This window comes from Mucilaginibacter sp. (assembly GCF_041660805.1).
In the GTDB taxonomy this organism is placed as follows: domain Bacteria; phylum Bacteroidota; class Bacteroidia; order Sphingobacteriales; family Sphingobacteriaceae; genus Mucilaginibacter.
The window spans coordinates 350,297-367,087 of the sequence record NZ_JBAZVP010000003.1; the positions used below are offsets into that span (position 1 = coordinate 350,297).

Annotated in this window: 10 protein-coding genes; all 10 read right to left on the reverse strand. The window is 42.5% G+C overall.

Annotation, left to right across the window (positions count from 1 at the left end; genetic code table 11):
- Nucleotides 1-14: 14 nt before the first annotated feature.
- The 10 genes from rhaM to WC743_RS06850 all read right to left on the reverse strand — a co-directional run bounded on the left by rhaM (nt 15) and on the right by WC743_RS06850 (nt 16,777).
- The gene (gene rhaM, locus WC743_RS06805; RefSeq protein ID WP_373011120.1) at nt 15-329 is read right to left on the reverse strand and encodes an L-rhamnose mutarotase; all 315 of its coding nucleotides are present in this window, start codon (nt 327-329) and stop codon (nt 15-17) included.
- Nucleotides 330-351: 22 nt separating this feature from the next.
- Nucleotides 352-2,472, reverse strand: coding sequence for a bifunctional aldolase/short-chain dehydrogenase (locus tag WC743_RS06810; protein WP_373011121.1), 2,121 nt, complete (start codon nt 2,470-2,472; stop codon nt 352-354).
- Between the two features lie 25 nt (nt 2,473-2,497).
- Nucleotides 2,498-3,577 carry an L-rhamnose/proton symporter RhaT gene (rhaT, locus tag WC743_RS06815; RefSeq protein WP_373011122.1) on the reverse strand — a complete coding sequence of 360 codons (1,080 nt, stop codon included), beginning with the start codon at nt 3,575-3,577 and terminating at the stop codon, nt 2,498-2,500.
- A gap of 106 nt (nt 3,578-3,683) precedes the next feature.
- The gene (locus WC743_RS06820) at nt 3,684-4,709 is read right to left on the reverse strand and encodes a GntR family transcriptional regulator (protein WP_373011123.1); all 1,026 of its coding nucleotides are present in this window, start codon (nt 4,707-4,709) and stop codon (nt 3,684-3,686) included.
- Between the two features lie 64 nt (nt 4,710-4,773).
- Nucleotides 4,774-7,452, reverse strand: a complete 2,679-nt coding sequence (locus WC743_RS06825; RefSeq protein ID WP_373011124.1) for a family 78 glycoside hydrolase catalytic domain — start codon at nt 7,450-7,452, stop codon at nt 4,774-4,776.
- Nucleotides 7,453-7,529: 77 nt separating this feature from the next.
- Nucleotides 7,530-9,233, reverse strand: a complete 1,704-nt coding sequence (locus tag WC743_RS06830; RefSeq protein ID WP_373011125.1) for a hypothetical protein — start codon at nt 9,231-9,233, stop codon at nt 7,530-7,532.
- Nucleotides 9,234-9,489: 256 nt separating this feature from the next.
- The gene (locus tag WC743_RS06835) at nt 9,490-11,643 is read right to left on the reverse strand and encodes a GH92 family glycosyl hydrolase (protein ID WP_373011126.1); all 2,154 of its coding nucleotides are present in this window, start codon (nt 11,641-11,643) and stop codon (nt 9,490-9,492) included.
- A gap of 284 nt (nt 11,644-11,927) precedes the next feature.
- Nucleotides 11,928-13,130, reverse strand: coding sequence for a glycoside hydrolase family 76 protein (locus WC743_RS06840; protein WP_373011127.1), 1,203 nt, complete (start codon nt 13,128-13,130; stop codon nt 11,928-11,930).
- 22 nt (nt 13,131-13,152) lie between these two features.
- Nucleotides 13,153-15,519 (reverse strand): GH92 family glycosyl hydrolase, encoded by a 2,367-nt coding sequence (locus WC743_RS06845; protein WP_373011128.1) that lies wholly within the window; start codon nt 15,517-15,519, stop codon nt 13,153-13,155.
- Between the two features lie 43 nt (nt 15,520-15,562).
- On the reverse strand, nt 15,563-16,777 hold the full coding sequence (locus WC743_RS06850) for a glycoside hydrolase family 76 protein (protein ID WP_373011129.1): 1,215 nt from the start codon (nt 16,775-16,777) through the stop codon (nt 15,563-15,565).
- Nucleotides 16,778-16,791: the final 14 nt, after the last annotated feature.

The following is a 16,791-nucleotide window of genomic DNA, read 5'->3' on the forward strand; positions in this document are numbered from 1 at the left end:
TGGTTTATAATTAGTCAGGGTAAATAAAAAACTTCTTTTAACGGAATGCTTACCGGCGAATGATCAGGGTTGGTTTCCATAATATCGCTCATGTAGGCCCACCATTTTTGCATAATGGCCTGCGTTGGCAAATTATCCAGCAGTTTTTGATCTTTCGCTTTTAAAAATCCAAACAGGTTATTGGTTTCATTATCTAAAAATATAGAATATTCACTGATGCCTGCCCCTTTTAACAAAGCCGATAACTCCGGCCATATTTCATGGTGGCGCTTTTTATATTCGGCTTCATAGCCAGGGAGTAACTTCATTTTAAATGCTACACGGGCCATAATTTTTTGTTTATAGTTTACACTAACGTACAAACGCCATTGCAACTCCCCCATCAACGTTCAGCACGTTTCCGGTAGATTTGCTTAGCAACCCGCCGGCAAAAGCAAAGCAGGCATTTGCAATATCATCAGGTAAAATAATTTCGTTTAATAAAGTACGCTTAGCATAATAAGCAGGCAGTTCTGCTACCGTAATGCCATATGCTTTAGCACGGCCTTCGGCCCATCCGCCGGCCCATATGTTGCTATCGCTAATTACCGCATCAGGGTTCACTACGTTTACACGGATCTTATCCGCCCCAAGTTCCGCGGCATTAAGCCTGCTTAAATGGAGCTGGGCTGCCTTAGCACTTCCGTAACCGGCGTTGTTAGGGCCGCTTACCAGGGCATTTTTACTTACTATGTTAATAATATCGCCACCGTTATCTTGTTTCTTCATGATTTTCACGGCAGCTTGCGTTACAAAGAACTGGCCCTTTACCAACACGTCATAAAGTATATCCCAATCTTTTTCCTGGTGGTCGCCAATAGTTTTTGATATAGATAAGCCCGCGTTATTTACAATCAGGTCCACTCCGCCAAAAGCCAGCACAGCTTCGGCAAATGCCTGGTCTATCTGTTCCTGGTTGGTAACATCAAGCAAAGCCGTTGCATAGCTATCTTTCCCGTATTTTAATTTAAATGCCTCTGCTGTTTCATTAAGCCTTTCAGCATTCATATCGTTAAGCACCACTACAGCGCCCTCTTCAATAAACTTTTTAGCGATGGCCTTGCCAATACCACCCGCGCTGCCGGTTATTAAAGCCACGCGGCCTGATAATGCTTTGGGCTTTGGCATGCGCTGCAGTTTTGCTTCTTCCAACAGCCAATATTCTATATCAAACGCTTCCTGCCTTGGCAACGAAGTATACTCTGATATAGCTTCGGCGCCCTTCATTACATTTATAGCGTTGATGTAAAACTCAGCGGCCACACGGGCTGTTTGTTTATCTTTTGCAAAAGTGAACATGCCAATGCCGGGATATAAAATTACTACCGGGTTTGCATCACGTATGGCAGGACTATTCGCATGTTTGCAGGTGTTATAATATTCGCCATACATTTTACGATAATCTTCAAACGCGGGCGCGAGCTTTTCTTTGATCGCATTTACGTCAGACAGGTCTTCGGCAGCATCAAGGGCCAGTACAAGCGGGCTTATCTTGGTGCGTAAAAAGTGATCCGGGCAACTGGTACCCATGGGTGCCAGCCTCTCCAGGTCATTTGAATTAATGTATTCCAGTACACGGGCGTCATCAGTAAAGTGCCCTATCATTTTAGTGTTAGATGAGCAAAAGCCGCGCAGGATAGGCGCTAAAGCGACTACTTGTTTTTTGCGGTTCTCTTCTGTTGCGCTTTCAAGTTTTTGGCCGCCAAACACAGGGCCTTTTTTCCCATAATTTTGCTCCAGGTATTCGGCACACTTTTCTATTACTTCAAGAGTGTTAATATAGCTTTCATAAGCGGTATCTCCCCATGTAAATAACCCATGTGATCCCAGCATTATACCCCGTATCTCCGGGTTATTATCTAAACATTCCTTTAACTGTAAACCAAGGTCAAAACCCGGCCTCTGCCAGCCTACCCAGCCAATAGTACCGCCAAATAGTTCTTTGGTTATTTTTTCGCCGTCTTTGGCAGCTGCTATAGCAATAGCAGCATCCGGGTGCAGGTGGTCAATATGTTTAAATGGTAAAAAGCCGTGCAGTGGTGTATCAATAGAAGGTGCTTTTGAAGCCAGGTCAAATATGCTATGGTTAAAAAGCTCAACCATTTCATCTTCGTGCGCTATGCCCCTGTAAACATTTTTTAAGCTGCGCAAACGATCAACATATAAGGCAGCCAGGCCACTTTTTTTCAATGTTCCGATATCTCCGCCTGAACCTTTGATCCACATAACTTCTACTTCCTGGCCTGTTAACGGGTCTTTAGCGTTTGTTTTGCATGAAGTATTGCCGCCACCGTAATTGGTTAGGCGAAGGTCGGCACCTAAAAGGTTGGAGCGATAGATAAGCAGGGCAACTTCGTCGCCGGCTAAAGCTGCTGCTTTGTCATCATCCCAAAGGTAACTTACGTGTTTAAATTGTGTTGTACTGGTAGACATCTTATTTAATTTATGCTGTTGATATTTATTTAATGGAGTTGCCGTAACCGACAACCAGAACTGATACGATAATTGTTAAAATACCCGCGATAACGGTATAAATTGCTTTTTTGCTTACGCCTTTCCACTCTTTCAGGATAAGCCCCCAGCTGTTAGCTACCAGGATAATGAATGCCATGTGCAATATCCACGAGCTGGCACCATTACCCAGCTTACTTTCGCCCATGCCGTAAAAAAAGAATTGCAGGAACCAGGTAGTGCCGGCAAGGGCACAAAAAAGATAGTTTTTAAATAGAGGTTTTTGTTTATTGGTATAATCACCAAACGTTTTATTGCGGGCATTTAATATCATGCACCATATAAAGTTAGTGGTTAAGCCACCCCATAAGATCACTATGTAGGTAACATTATTTGAAAAAAGAAAATTGCCCTGCCCGGGGTGGGTTGACTGCCAGGTGTTATTGGCAACATCGGCCATGGTTTTCCCTGCCTCTATCCCGAAATTGAAACAGGCACTTAAAACACCTGAAATAATGGCGACAAAGATGCCCAATCCAAAACGGTAATCCTTATTGTTATTTTCGGCTTGCTGGTTTTTAGCAAGGTCACGCTCTTTAATTGTTCCTGCCCTACCGCAAATAATAATGCCGATAGTACATATTACAATACCCAATAATACCATTTGGCCCCAGTGGCTGTTTAACAGCATACTAAAAGTATCCTTACCTTCCTGTGGGTAAAAGTTATAATAAACAGATGGAATGATTGAACCAAATACCGCGCATAAACCCAGTATAATAGTACTGCCTAATGATACACCCAGATACCTTACGCCCAAGCCATAAGTGAGCCCGCCAATGCCCCAAAGCAAGCCAAAAAAGTAAGTAAGCAGTAGTATGTGCCCATCTGTCGCTTTAATGATCTCTGAAAAGTTTGGTATTGTTAACCATGCGGCCAGCGGCGGAACGATCAGCCAGGAGAATATCCCGCCAACAATCCAAAAGCTTTCCCATGCCCACCCTTTTACTTTTTTGTAAGGGATGTAAAAGCTGCCGGACGCAAAGCCGCCTACAAAGTGGAATATAACCCCAAGTATGATCTGCATAATTTATTTTTAACGTGTTTATAAATGGTTAAACAATAATAAATTTATCAGATGATAAAACTGTCACTCACTGTTTCCAGCTAATGGCAGCCATACTTTACCACTTCTAAATGGAAGGCCTCACAATGGTATTGAAAGGAACCTTTATTTGCTCTGCCACGTTGCTTAAAACGAATTCCGCAGCTTTTTTACCCATAAAATCGAAATCTGCGGAAACCGTCGTGATCCCGTTTAAAATAAATTTCTTTAAAGGCGTTTCATTATATGAGATAATGCCGATATCTTCTTTCAACACTAACTGGTTAGATAACAATTTGCCGATGAGTTCGACCAGGTCATTTTCTGTTAGTGTGATATATAAACTATTTTTTAATATGCCTTCATTTTTAAGGTCCGGGATAATTTCGTAATCACAATTATATTTCTTGCAGAAATTCAGAAACCCCATGAGGATGTCAGTTGAATAATAGCTATTCTTCGGGAAAACTACCGTGAGGGAATCATATTGCTGGATCTGCGGTAATAAATTAACCAGGGCGTTATAAATATCATTTTCAAAATCTTCATATACCGCAGCGAATTTTCCGTCTACTCCGTCTACCAGTTTTCCCACTAAAACCAATTTTTCTTTAGGGATCTGGTTGATCACTTGAAAAGGCTCTTCGCCACTATCCACAAAATGCGGAATTATTACAATTTTATCATATCTGTCTATTTTGTCGGCCAATATCTTTTTTAAAAAGCTCAAACTGCTGTTATAAATAAAAAAATCAATTGATGCGCTATCCCCTAATGATTCTGCAAAGGAATCATATATCATTTTCTTTGGGCTGCTAAGCTTGTTAAACAATAACAGCACCTTAATAGATCGGTTTATATTGGTGTTGGAAATAAAATAACCCTTTCCCGGAACAGAGCTGACCACACCGCTTTGTTTTAAGGTGTTGTATGCTTTTGTTACAATATTCCTTGAAACATCCAGCGCAATGCTTAAATCATTTATAGATGGCAACACATCATTATCATCAATCAGCTTGTCATTAATGCCCTGTAAAATAGCATTGCATAGCTGCCTGTAATAAGGTGTTAATGAATATTCATCTATATGAATGATTTTAAGGAAATTTTTCATTGTACAATATCGTCAAATCCGTTTTAAAGTATTCCTATTTAGATGCCATATGCGGATCTGGTGGTTATTTTATTTCAAACCGGTATGATCCGGCATTTATTTTATAATCAGCAATTGAATTGATCCGGGTACCGTTTAAATACACTTTTGTAGCAGCTTTACCGGGAAAACGTATGGCAGCGGATGAATTAGCCGGTATTATAACGTTATATGTGATAGTATTGCCTGTTCTCGCCCACGAAGAAACAATTTTACCGTACGGGCCATCATGGCTGGCATTAAAATAATCAAGGCCGGATACAAAATTAGGCTGTAGCAATACATTTTTGAAACCGGGGTGCTGCTCGTCGGGTTTTATGCCACCCAACCCCTTAAAGAACCAGCCGCCAATTTCGCCAAACATCATGTGATTTAATGATATATCCCTGGCTGCATTAATATCCCAGTTCTCATAAAGTGTAGTGGCGCCGTTCACTATCCACCACCCCCATGAAGGGTAAGTATCCTGTGCAGCCAGTTTGTAGGCTGTTTCGCCCTGGCCATTATCACTTAAGGCATTTAAAATGGCTTTAGCACCCAATACACCAACATCCAGGTGCATGCCGTCTGCCGCAACCCGTTTCGCCAGGTTTTCGGCCAGGCGGGCCCTGTACTGATCGGGTACTATGCCCCACTGTAAGGCCATACTTAGTTCGGTTTGTACACCACTACCGTAAAGGCAGGTTTGTTTATTAAAGTATTTATTGTTGATGGCCTGTTTTATCTTCGCTGCCAATGCGCTGTAATAGGAGTAGTCCTGCTTATTACCGAAAAGCTTGGCAGCCTTTGCCAGGATATTAGCATCTACATAAAAATAAATTGATGAGGTATACTCTAATGCTGATGATGACTTAACAGGCACCCAGTCGCCACGGCCAAAGGTGGTAAGCCCGTCCGGACTTATGCCCGATACATAATTAACATAGGCTTTTATATTGCTGTAATTATCAGATAAGGCCCTGTTATCACCATAAAACATATAAAGGTTCCATGGGATAATAGCAATTGTACTTGTCCAGTCGGTGCCGTTGGCCCGGCCATATCCCCAACCACCGGTAGGGATAATATCCGGCAGTACGCCGTTTGGCTGCTGTTCATCCCGGTGATCTGCCAGCCATTTTTCATAAATGGTAATGCCATCAAAATTATACAGGCCGGTCTCTACCGCAAAATGGCCGTCGCCTGTCCACCCGTTTTTTTCGCGTTGCGGACAATCTGTAGGGTAACCAAAAAGGTTTGACAAGTAAGAGTTATTGGTTGCCGACCATAATTTATCAATCAGCGGGTTTGATGAACTGACCCTGCCTGCGGCAGACACGTCGCTGTGCATAAAATAAGCAGTAACATCTTCTTTATTTAACGTGAGTGGTTTGCTGCTCGTGATCTCGACATACTGAAAGCCTTTGTAATTAAACCTGGGCATAAACTCAACCGGGCCTTTTCCATTCAGTGTTACAATATCGGTTTGAAAAGGGTCATTCTTATCCTTTGGCCTGTAATAAACATCAATGTTTGACATATCCACATGGCCATTTTTGTAAAGTCTCTCGCCATGTTTTATCTTCACTATTGTCCCGCTTTCTCCATTTAATTTCACTTTTGTAACGCCGGCAATATTGCGGCCCATGTCTAACACATAGGTGCTGTCATCAAATTTAACAATGCTCTTAGCAACTATCTCCTCCACATTACGGATCGGTTGCATGGCCTGGCTTACAATTTGTTTGGATGGTGCTGCACGGAGTGTTACATCTTTCCAGCTTTTATCATCAAAATCGGCAGTGTTCCATCCGGGAATTTCTAACCGGCTGTCATAATGCTCGCCGGTATAAATGCTGTTAAAGATGATAGGGCCGGTCTGTGTCTTCCAGGTATCGTCAGTTGAAACAACTTCCGTCGTCCCATCAGTATAGGTTATCCTCATATCGAGGCAAAATGCAGGCCTTTGCCGCCAGGGCGCACGGTCAAAGTTCCAGACGGCTAACGACTGGTGATTATACCAACCGTTGCCAAGCAATACGCCAATAGCATTTTTGCCCTCCTGCAAATTGGCTGTAACATCATAAGTAACGTATAGGTTGCGCCTGTCAAACCGTGTATACATGGGATCCAGCCGGTGGTTACCTATTTTTTTACCGTTGATATACATTTCGTATAACCCGGCCACAGCAATATAGGCCTTTGCCGACCTTATCTTTTTGCCTATTTTAAATGTTTGCCTAAAATAAGGCGCAGGCTTTGCATCAACACTTTTATTGTCGCTTATCCATGCACCTCTCCAGTTGCGCTGGCTTATCATCCCTGTTTCAAAGCTTGCAAGAGCTGATGGTGCCAGCTTCTTTCCCTGGCGGTCCCAAAGCTGTACGCGCCAAAAATATTTAGTAAATGGTTGTAGCGGTTTGCCCTTGTAAGCTACCAGGTTTTCAGAAGAAGTGATTTTTACGGTGCTCCAGGTTATTCCACGCCCTGAAGCAACAGCTGCCGAATCTGTACCAACAATTAGTTGGTAGGCAGATTGTTGAGCGCCGTTTTGTCTGTCATCCAGCATCCAGGTAAGCCTTGGATTGGCCGCATCAATCCCCAGTGGATTATATAAATGCTCGCAATTAAGATTTATAGCATGTGCATTAGTTTGTGCCGTTATTTTTTGACAGAACAAAAACAATAAGAAGGCCGGGCAAATAAGCAAAAATTTCAATCTCATGTATAGGTTTAAGAAAATGGTGTAAATATCATTATGAAATTAAGAAGCTAACCAAAAGTACAAATAAGGATATGCTTTTACTTCGCCTCACTATCGGCAAAATTGAGCGTCAAAGTATTCATCCCTGGCTTTACGCGGAATATATCGCTATTGTTTGGCCTGGAAAAACTACCGTTAGGTGTGCTTATCTGATAATTGAGCCCCTTGAATTGACAACTGATCTTTGAGTTGGCGATTTTTTTGAACGGCAGATCTGCTTTTCCGGTTATGTTGAGATCCAGAAACCAATTATTTGATACTTTACCCGTTACTTTTATAACTACCTTCTTTTCATCCAGATCCATAATTAGGGTACCATTCCCTGATTTAAGCGGCCAGGAAATATGCAGTTTTCCCGCAGCAGGATTAGTGACCTTAGGGTCGCCACCTGTCAGTAATACTTCTTTTCCGTTTTCCACTGTCTTAAATCTCAATCCTGCGATATCCCTGGGGGTGCTCCAAAGGTAGCCGTCAACAAACGGTAATGTGTAAAATGCACATACATTGGTTTCCACTTTTTTTGTCAGATAATCTGATGGCAGCTTCTCGTTAAACAGGTGGATATCCCTAAAACGGAGCGTACCTTTTTCCCAAAGCAAATTTGCCCGGTAAAACCTGCTGTTGAACCATACTGTTTTCCGGTCACTGTCTCCAAGGTCTTCGTTAACGGTGATTGATGTGGCCGGCGTGGTTTTATAATGTTTACGGAACCAGGTACCCGATTCAACCAAGGTCTCTACTTTCAGTTTCTTTTCATCCCTTAACTTTGCAATAAGGGGCATTTGTATCTCAAAGCCTTTTGACATGGCGTCCCAGGTAAAGGAATTTTCCTGACCGGCCTGCGCATAGGCAAACTCCATCGATTCGCCCTCCACTAACTGTTTGAAGAACCAGTTAACCCAGCCGGCATCGCCCCCTGCATCTTTATAAACAGGTTCAAGGGTTATTACGCCTTGCCAGGTAGTGCCGAACCCGGTATCATACTGCCTTACAGGATCGCTGCCCAGCATACGGAATATAGGAACCGGTATCTGATTACTTTGATGCTGTGCCGGCATATAGGAATTTACTTTGCTTGGATAATAGGCCTGGTTCCAGTAACCGCCCCAAAGTGTATACCCATCGGTACCGTATTGGTCTTTACAGTTGCTTGATGCTACGATCTTATACTTTTGATAAAGATAATTTAAGGTGTGCTCATCTATAAACCATGAACCAACAGATTTTGGGTAATACCCAAATATCTTTTTAAAATCATGCATGTATACATCTGCCAGCTTTTCCCGTTCTGCGGGTGTATAGCCGGTTGAAAAACCAATATTGGCATGCCAGTCCCAGGGATATCTTCCCCGCCATTTCAGGCCGGCTTTTTCAACCATAGGCTGAGGGATCTCCCACCATGCGCCAATTTCAAACGAACCGGCAGGTAAGCTTTTGAGCAGCTTCTGATAACGTGCATCCATTAATGCATCGTACTGCAGTAAAAAAGTGCCGCGCAACTTATACTTGTTCATGATCTCCACCTGTTTTACCACAGTTTGGTACAATACATCCTCTGTCACCTTTGGGTCTCTCGGCTCCAGCAGGCGAATGAAGTTCACAATATTCACAATTTTGGGTTTAACCTTTGGCTTTACAGGCTTTTTATCCCCCGGGGTAATAAAACTAAATGAACAAAGCACAAAAATGAGTGTTGTGCCCACCATCAGTAAAGCCGGTAGTTTCTTTATGCGTATCATCATGCTGACCATAACAGGTTTACAAATCTTATTGAAGTTGAAAGATATAAATGTCACTAAATATATTTCATTACTTTATTCCAATGCGTACAGGAAAATGTAAATATCAAATTAAAACATAAACAGACAGGTAACTGTACCTGTCTGTTTACCGTGTATCTAATTAGCACTTACAAAAGCATTGGTCAGATGCGAATGATCAATTTAAACCGGAATAGGTGAGATTAGAACCAAACCTAAAACGACCGGTTGTTATTCCTTATTTTGTAATAATTGCAATTTCACCGCCTTGCTTAAACAGGTCATGTGACACAAAATATCCATTAATTTTTTTTCCATTAACTTGTATTGCTGTAATCCCTCTGCCTTTTCCGGGTTTGGTTATAGTAAGTAATTTACCATTGCTGGTTCTCCACTTTACTTTATCAAAAAGCGGTGCTGTTACTATGTACTTTGGATCTGTTGCCGAAAACGGATACAAACCCAACGCGCTGAAAACATACCATGACGACATTTCGCCGGCATCATCCATTCCGCTAAGTTCCAAACCTTCTTTACCTATACCATACAAGTTATTTAAAATGTGATCAATTATCTTCTGTGATTTTTCCGGCTTTCCAATAAACGTATAGGCAAAGGGGGCTTCATGGTCCGGTTGGTTTCCCTGGCAATACTGGCCTACCATGGTTTCTACATTTCTGGCGATATACTTAGGGTTCCATGGCAAAGTAAATAATGAATCTAATTTTGATTCAAACTTTTTTGGCCCTCCGTATAAGCTAATTAGCCCCGGCATATCATGTGGCGCGAAGAAAGACACTTGCCAGGCATTTGCCTCTCTGTACATATACTCATAATAGGGCTGCTCAGGGTTAAAATTTTTGATCCAATCGCCGTTCTCCAACCTGCCCCTCATAAACCGGGTTGACGGGTCAAAAACGTTTTTGTAATTTTTTGATCTCGCCATTAAAATCCTGTAATTGGCCGTATCACCTAATTTTTTTGCTATCTGGGCAACTGAATAGTCATCATAAGAATATTCCAGGGTTTTTGAAACACCGGCTTTGGCCTTCGTTTCTACCTCCGGGTGCTCAATATCAGGGTCTGATATATAGCCCTTTTTAATATATTCGGTAATAAACGGGCGGCTCCCACCCTCAATATTGGCATTTCTTAATAGTAATTTGTAAGTACCTTTTATATCGAAATTATCAATTCCTCTAAGGTAAGCGCCGGCAATGGAGGAAGCGCCATGATCACCATGAAAAAAAGTAGGTATAAACCCGGTTTTATCCCCTACGTCCTTCATCGATTTAATAACATCGAGTGTAACCTGCGGACTAATCAGCCCTAAAAGCACATCTTTATTCCGGTAGGTATCCCATAACGATGGTTCGGTATAGTAGCTAAAATCAGCTTTCGCTACATTTTTTTTGGCATCCCTGAATTCTCCGTTTACATCACTGCGTAATGCCGGCCAAAGAAACGACCGGTACAGGCAGGAATAAAACATTCGCTTTTGCTTTCCTGTTCCCCCTTCTACCTGGATAGATGATAAAAGGCTTTCCCATTTCCGGGTTGCTTCCGCGCGGATAACATCAAATGTTTTGTTACCGATCTCCTTTTCAAGGTTTTGCTTTGCATTTTCTACACTTACAAACGAAAGCCCTATCTTAAGTTCTACAGGCCCCGTGCCGCCATCAGCCAAATGCACTATGGCAAAACCTGTACGTTTTCCTTCATCTGTTTTGTCTAACTTATTAATTTTGGTGTTCAGTATGGCATAAAAGTAAACGTTTTCACCACCCTGAAAACCTTGTAAAGCCGAATTACCAACCTGCTCTATATTCCACGTTGATACCTTGCTGTTGGCTTTGCCCAGGTCAAATAATATTTGCCTGTTTGCATTGTTTTTATACTCATAATGATGATACCCCGCTCTTAACGTAGAGGTTAAACTCACATTTACATCGTAATCATCAAGATACACCTGGTAAAAACCCGGTGCAGAACTTTCCTTTTGATGACTGAATTTTGAACCGAATTTGCTGCCCGGATTGGAAAGAGGAAGAATAGGGATATTACAGAGGTTCCAATGCCCTTTATTAGTGTGCGTAAAACCCAAGATAACAGAATCTTCATATTGATAACCGGCACCAGAACCATATGCTGTCATAGGGCTTAATTGCACCATAGCATTAGGCAGCGAACTACCCGGAAATGTAAGTCCGGCCCATGATCTCCAACCTTTTGGCAATTCATAACCAAGAATTTTTGGATCAGTAAGCGGCGCTGTACCAATAAAGGTATTTACGTATTTGGTATATTTTATTTGTTGAGCTTTTGTTAAGGTATGCGATGTAAGCAGAATAACTATTACTAAATGTGATATGATTTTGATCTTGTTTTTCATATGATCTCGTTTTTCATGTTTCTTTATGCTATTCCTTACCGGCACGATACAGCATCTGTAAAAATATATTAATGTATTTCTATTACGAGGCTATTCGTTATACAAATTCATTTTTAACATGCCTTAGCTTCAATGTATACTAACAAAGTAAGGTTGAAATTTTCTAATATTATTAACTCTATCATTAAAGTTACCGACGATTGAGAGGGACAGATGTTACTAAAAAACGCCCCCGGCTCTCACTACCGGTGGGCGCATATATTAACCAATTTATAAATAAATTCTTACTTCTTCTCCTTTTGCAGGATGCTCAGGCGGGCATACAGCTCCGCTATACAGGCTTCATCCAAAAGCCATTTGGGTTTCTTTAACTCATCGGGTTTAGGTGTCCAGCTGTGACTTACCAAGCCATACTGATCCCGGGATGTTCGCCACGCATAGTTCAGATCTTTCTCAACAGCTGCTATATATTTATAGTCACCATCCACTTTGTATAAAGCTTCGTAACCGCGGAAAAGCACGGTAACAAACCAGGGCAGATCAATTTGCAGGGTTAAGTTCTTATCATGCGGTACGTTGCTAAAATGCTTGTAGCTATCCCTTGCTAATTGCTTTGCCTGATCCAGGTATTGCTTTTCGCCGGTAAACTGATATAACATCACAGCAGCCTCCAATAACGACCCCGTATTATAAGTATAAAATGTGCGGTTCTGTTTACCATCAAGCTTTACATCATTGACAATAACGCCGGTAGAATCGCGCAGGGTATTGTACATCCATTTATAGAATTTTTTGCCTTGCTCCAGATAATATTTATCCTTGCTGCCCTGGTAAATTTTAAGTGTGGTAAGCGTGGCCATGCCGTTGGTACATGCAGGCTTTTGGTCTTTATGGCCTTCCAGCCAGGTTACACCACCGCCGGCATCATTATTCCATCCGCTTAAAATAAACTTAAAAACATTCTTTGCGCGCTGTAAATACACCGGGTTTTTAGTATTGAAATATGATTCCATATAATCAATGCCTACCAGCCCATTATCGTCATAATAGCGATCGGCTTTCTCAAATTTTACGGGGTAGGCCTGGTAACCTGCGGGCTTACGAACGGCATCATGGTATTGTTCAATACCCATTACCAAACTATCCTGATAAGGCTTGTATTTAGTTTTTAGAGCGGGTACTTTCAGCAGCACATTGGTAGCCGAAAACATACCTGAGAAAGGCCATAAAAAGCTCACTTCCTTTTCTTTCACACCACTCCCCTGGAAATAATTAAGCGTATCCTTTTTGCCCGACGGATAATTCTCAGAGAATAACCCCACCTGAGCGGGCACCCGATAACGTTTCCAAACATTCATGTATATGTTTTCGGCACGTTTCTGGTATTCGGCTGCCAGGTTTTGCTGTGCAGATGACGTGTTGAAGCTACCGGCAATAATAATACCTGTTAACCCCCAACCCAATATATTTTTATTTATAAAGCTCATTTCTTTTATTTAGACAGATGATTTATTGTGCCGATGGCGGCGGTGTTTTTGTGCCCCATGCTGTGTTTGGCTGGTTTCCCATAGTGAATATTAATTTGCCACCTTTCATCAGCTCATCGCGGTACAGCCAGCAGTTATCAAGTGGTGTTCCGTTAAATTCTGCCGATTGGATGTAAACGTTATCCTTAGAATTATTTTTTGTTTCGATGGTCAGCGTTTTTTGGTTGCCTAATACAATAGTGGCCTTATCAAACAACGGGCTGCCTAGTTCTATAATAGGCCTCAGATCTGTAAAACCTTTTACATCAAACAAACCCAAAGCATTCATTACATACCATGAACCCAACTGGCCCTGGTCTTCGTCCTGCCCGTAACCGTAACCGTGGATAGGTTCCGTACCATAAAACTCCTGGCCTATTAACCTTGTCCATTTTTGAGTTAACCACGGCTTGCCCGAAAAATTGAACAACCAACTGATATGCAGATTGGGCTGGTTACCATGGTTGTAAATAGAGTTGATACCGGCAAATGCGTCAATGGTTTTACCACCCCCAAAGCCCAGCTTTTCTGATACGGTAAAAATGCTGTCTAACCTTTTATTGAAATTATCTTTACCAATAGCATCAATAAGCCCGGCCGGGTTTTGCGGCACATAAAAAGTGTACTGCACGGCGTTACCTTCCTGGAAACCTCTCCAGGGCTGGTATGGGTCAAACTTTTCAATAAAGCTGCCGTTCGCCCTTTTTGGCTGCATCAGTTTATTCTGCGGATTAAAGATCTCCCTCCACCCGTTCGAGTATTTGATGAGCTTATCATAATCATCTGTTTTACCCATGGCTTTGGCCATTTGCGCCGCCGCGAACGCGCTATAGCTATACTCTAAGGTATGCGAGCCCGAAAAATTAGAGCCGGTAGAGTCTGTGACAAAATCTCTGCCGGTTTGATCTATAAACGGCACGTAGCCATGATCAATAAATGCCTTGGTATCCATTTTACCCGAGCCAACAGCACGGTTCTTATAATTAAATTCGTTGCCTTTTACCGCTTCGTAAGCCAGGTTAACATCGTAATTCCGGATACCCACATTATAAGCGCCTGCCACTGCAAGGCCCACAAAATTGGTCCCCACGCCCGATACATATTCGCTGTTGGCAATACCATCGCCAAACCAGCCTTTATCTTTATAAAGCTGTAATTGTGTGTTTACAAAACTGCCATACCATTCCGGGTAGGATAACGACCATAGCTGGGTGATATTCCAGAAACCGCCCCAAATAGCATCCGTATTAATAAATTCGGCTTTAAGGTTTTTATCTGTTTGCGCGGGTAGCTGGCCAGTTTGGCCGCCATGTTTTGGATAAGCGCCATTAACATCGCTGGCTATACCCCTGCCCAATAAAGCATGAAACAGGCCGGTATAAAACTTGGTTTTGTTTTGCTCATCGGTACCTTCAACAGTAATTTTGCCTAACTGCTGCTCCCAGGTTTGCTGTGCCTGCGCTTTGGCCTGGTCAAATGATAAGCCGGTAGATTCTGTAGTAAAATTGTTCTTCGCGTTAGCAATTGAAGTATATGATAAGCCGGTTTTAACTTCTATCGTTTCGTTATCAGTAGTTTGATAATTTAGCACAAGGCCAGCGCCTTTACCGGTAGCACTTGTACTGTTTTCGTTTACACTATCACCTGCAAAAGAAAAAACAGTTGCAGGTTTCTTGCTGATCTCGCCATAAAAGAACATATCAACTTTACCTTCCGGGTCATACAGTTTTACATATTTTGGATAGGTGCTTACATACCCCTCAAAGTGTGTCTCATCCAGCATTTTTATACTTGCATTAGTAACTTCGCCGCTTTCGCCCTGCTTATTGCCAATATCCAGTATAATGTGTGATAGCTCGTTCTTAGGGAAAGTATATCGCTGAAAGCCTACCCTTTTGGTTGCGGTAAGCTCTGCCGTGATGTTATAATCATCCAGCAAAACTTTATAGTAACCCGGTTCGGCAACCTGGTTCTTGCGGTCGAATTTTGAGCGATAACCCGTGTTAGTACCTTCCAAATCACCGGGCTTTACTTTTAGCGTGCCGGTAGTGGGCATATAGCTTACACCGCCTACCTGCCACTCATGAAAATGCACAAAACCTTCTATCGAGTTTTGGCGGGTATCATAACCCACCGCTTCCCAGCCCGATGCATTGCCGTAATGCCCATTGGTAGACGGGGCCAGCTTTGCCATGCCATAAGGCACCGCGGCGGGTGTATAAAAAAACCAGCGGCTGTGCGCCGTGCCAATATTAGGGTCGACGTATTTTGAAACACTTTCGCGCTTTACACTGCACGATGCCAGCAATATGGCCAGTAAAGCAACACCCGGACTGAACTTATTTTTCATGTAGATATATTTAAAATAGCGGCCTTAACCGCGATGTACCTTCTTATTTGTATTTAGACATCATTGCCTGTATCCTTTGCATCCAGGCCTGGTCAACACCTTCTATCTCCGGCGAACGGTTATCACCCGCAAAACCTGAGAAGAAATAGTAAGCATGCGTATCCTTATTTCGTGCTGCTTTGTTTAGCGCATCAATATTATTTTGCGCAAAAGCAAGCCACTTAGCATCCTTATCCTGTTCATATAACCTTATCATACCCTGCGTTCCCCAACCACACCAGGCAGGGTTTACACGTGTTTGGCTTGGGTCGGTATTAAATATATAACCCTTATAAGCCGGGTTCCATAAAACAGTGTTCATGGCATTACCTATTGCCTGTGCTTTTGTAAGATAGCTGGCATCGTTCATGGCCTTGCCATATAGTATGTCGGCTTCTATCATTATGGCATTATCATAAGTAAATTTCTCGGTGTGTTTGGTTCCTGCACCCGGGCCATCAATCATCCATATATACAAACCGGTTGTAGAATCGAGCATGTTATTACGCAACCAGTTATTAACTTTTGTTGCCCAGTCGCGATATTCTGTATTGCCGGTTATAGTGTACAGGCGCGCGAAAAGCTGCATGGCAACACCGTTTGATTGTGATGGCTTATTTGGTTTTGCTGTGTTCCACCAAAAGCCGCCGCCATAAGTGTTATCCCAAAGCCCGCTGTTTATCAGCCAGTCGGCACATGCTTTGGCTTTGTTTAAATAGGCTTGTTTATCGGCACCTGAGGTTATATCATAAGCCTCCAGGTAAACCATGCCGGTGAGGCCGTTATCATCAACAAATTTATCACCGCCGGCACCGGTACCATTCAGGTTTACCGATGCGAAGTAACCGCCACGCAAATCTGCTTTATCCCAAAAGCCTTCCATAAACTGAAAAGTTTTGTTCATGTACGGCAGGGCAGTTGCATCACCGGCAGCCACCAAAGCAGCATCAGCATAGATCTGGCTTACATTATACCATTCAAAACAGTTATTGGCGTTTGTAGTGGTGTTTGCACGATAACTAAAATTAGATGTTAGGAAGTTACTGGTAACAAAACTCCGCGTTTGCTTTGCCAGGTCAAGATATGACGTAGTTTCCGGCGGATCAGGGGGTGTTCCACCGCCGCCGCCCGGAGGGTTTGGTGTTACATTCTTGTCCTTACTGCATGATGCCGCCAGCATAATTACAACAGCCATCCACCCAAATAGTACTTTTTTCATGATAATATTTTTAT

Bases quoted from the DNA above. Each gene is read 5' to 3' on its own strand.
- WC743_RS06830 (WP_373011125.1), bottom strand. From the start codon at position 9,233: ATGATGATACGCATAAAGAAACTACCGGCTTTACTGATGGTGGGCACA.
- WC743_RS06850 (WP_373011129.1), bottom strand. From the start codon at position 16,777: ATGAAAAAAGTACTATTTGGGTGGATGGCTGTTGTAATTATGCTGGCG.
- WC743_RS06840 (WP_373011127.1), bottom strand. From the start codon at position 13,130: ATGAGCTTTATAAATAAAAATATATTGGGTTGGGGGTTAACAGGTATT.
- WC743_RS06825 (WP_373011124.1), bottom strand. From the start codon at position 7,452: ATGAGATTGAAATTTTTGCTTATTTGCCCGGCCTTCTTATTGTTTTTG.
- WC743_RS06835 (WP_373011126.1), bottom strand. From the start codon at position 11,643: ATGAAAAACAAGATCAAAATCATATCACATTTAGTAATAGTTATTCTG.
- rhaT (WP_373011122.1), bottom strand. From the start codon at position 3,577: ATGCAGATCATACTTGGGGTTATATTCCACTTTGTAGGCGGCTTTGCG.
- rhaM (WP_373011120.1), bottom strand. From the start codon at position 329: ATGGCCCGTGTAGCATTTAAAATGAAGTTACTCCCTGGCTATGAAGCC.
- WC743_RS06845 (WP_373011128.1), bottom strand. From the start codon at position 15,519: ATGAAAAATAAGTTCAGTCCGGGTGTTGCTTTACTGGCCATATTGCTG.
- WC743_RS06820 (WP_373011123.1), bottom strand. From the start codon at position 4,709: ATGAAAAATTTCCTTAAAATCATTCATATAGATGAATATTCATTAACA.
- WC743_RS06810 (WP_373011121.1), bottom strand. From the start codon at position 2,472: ATGTCTACCAGTACAACACAATTTAAACACGTAAGTTACCTTTGGGAT.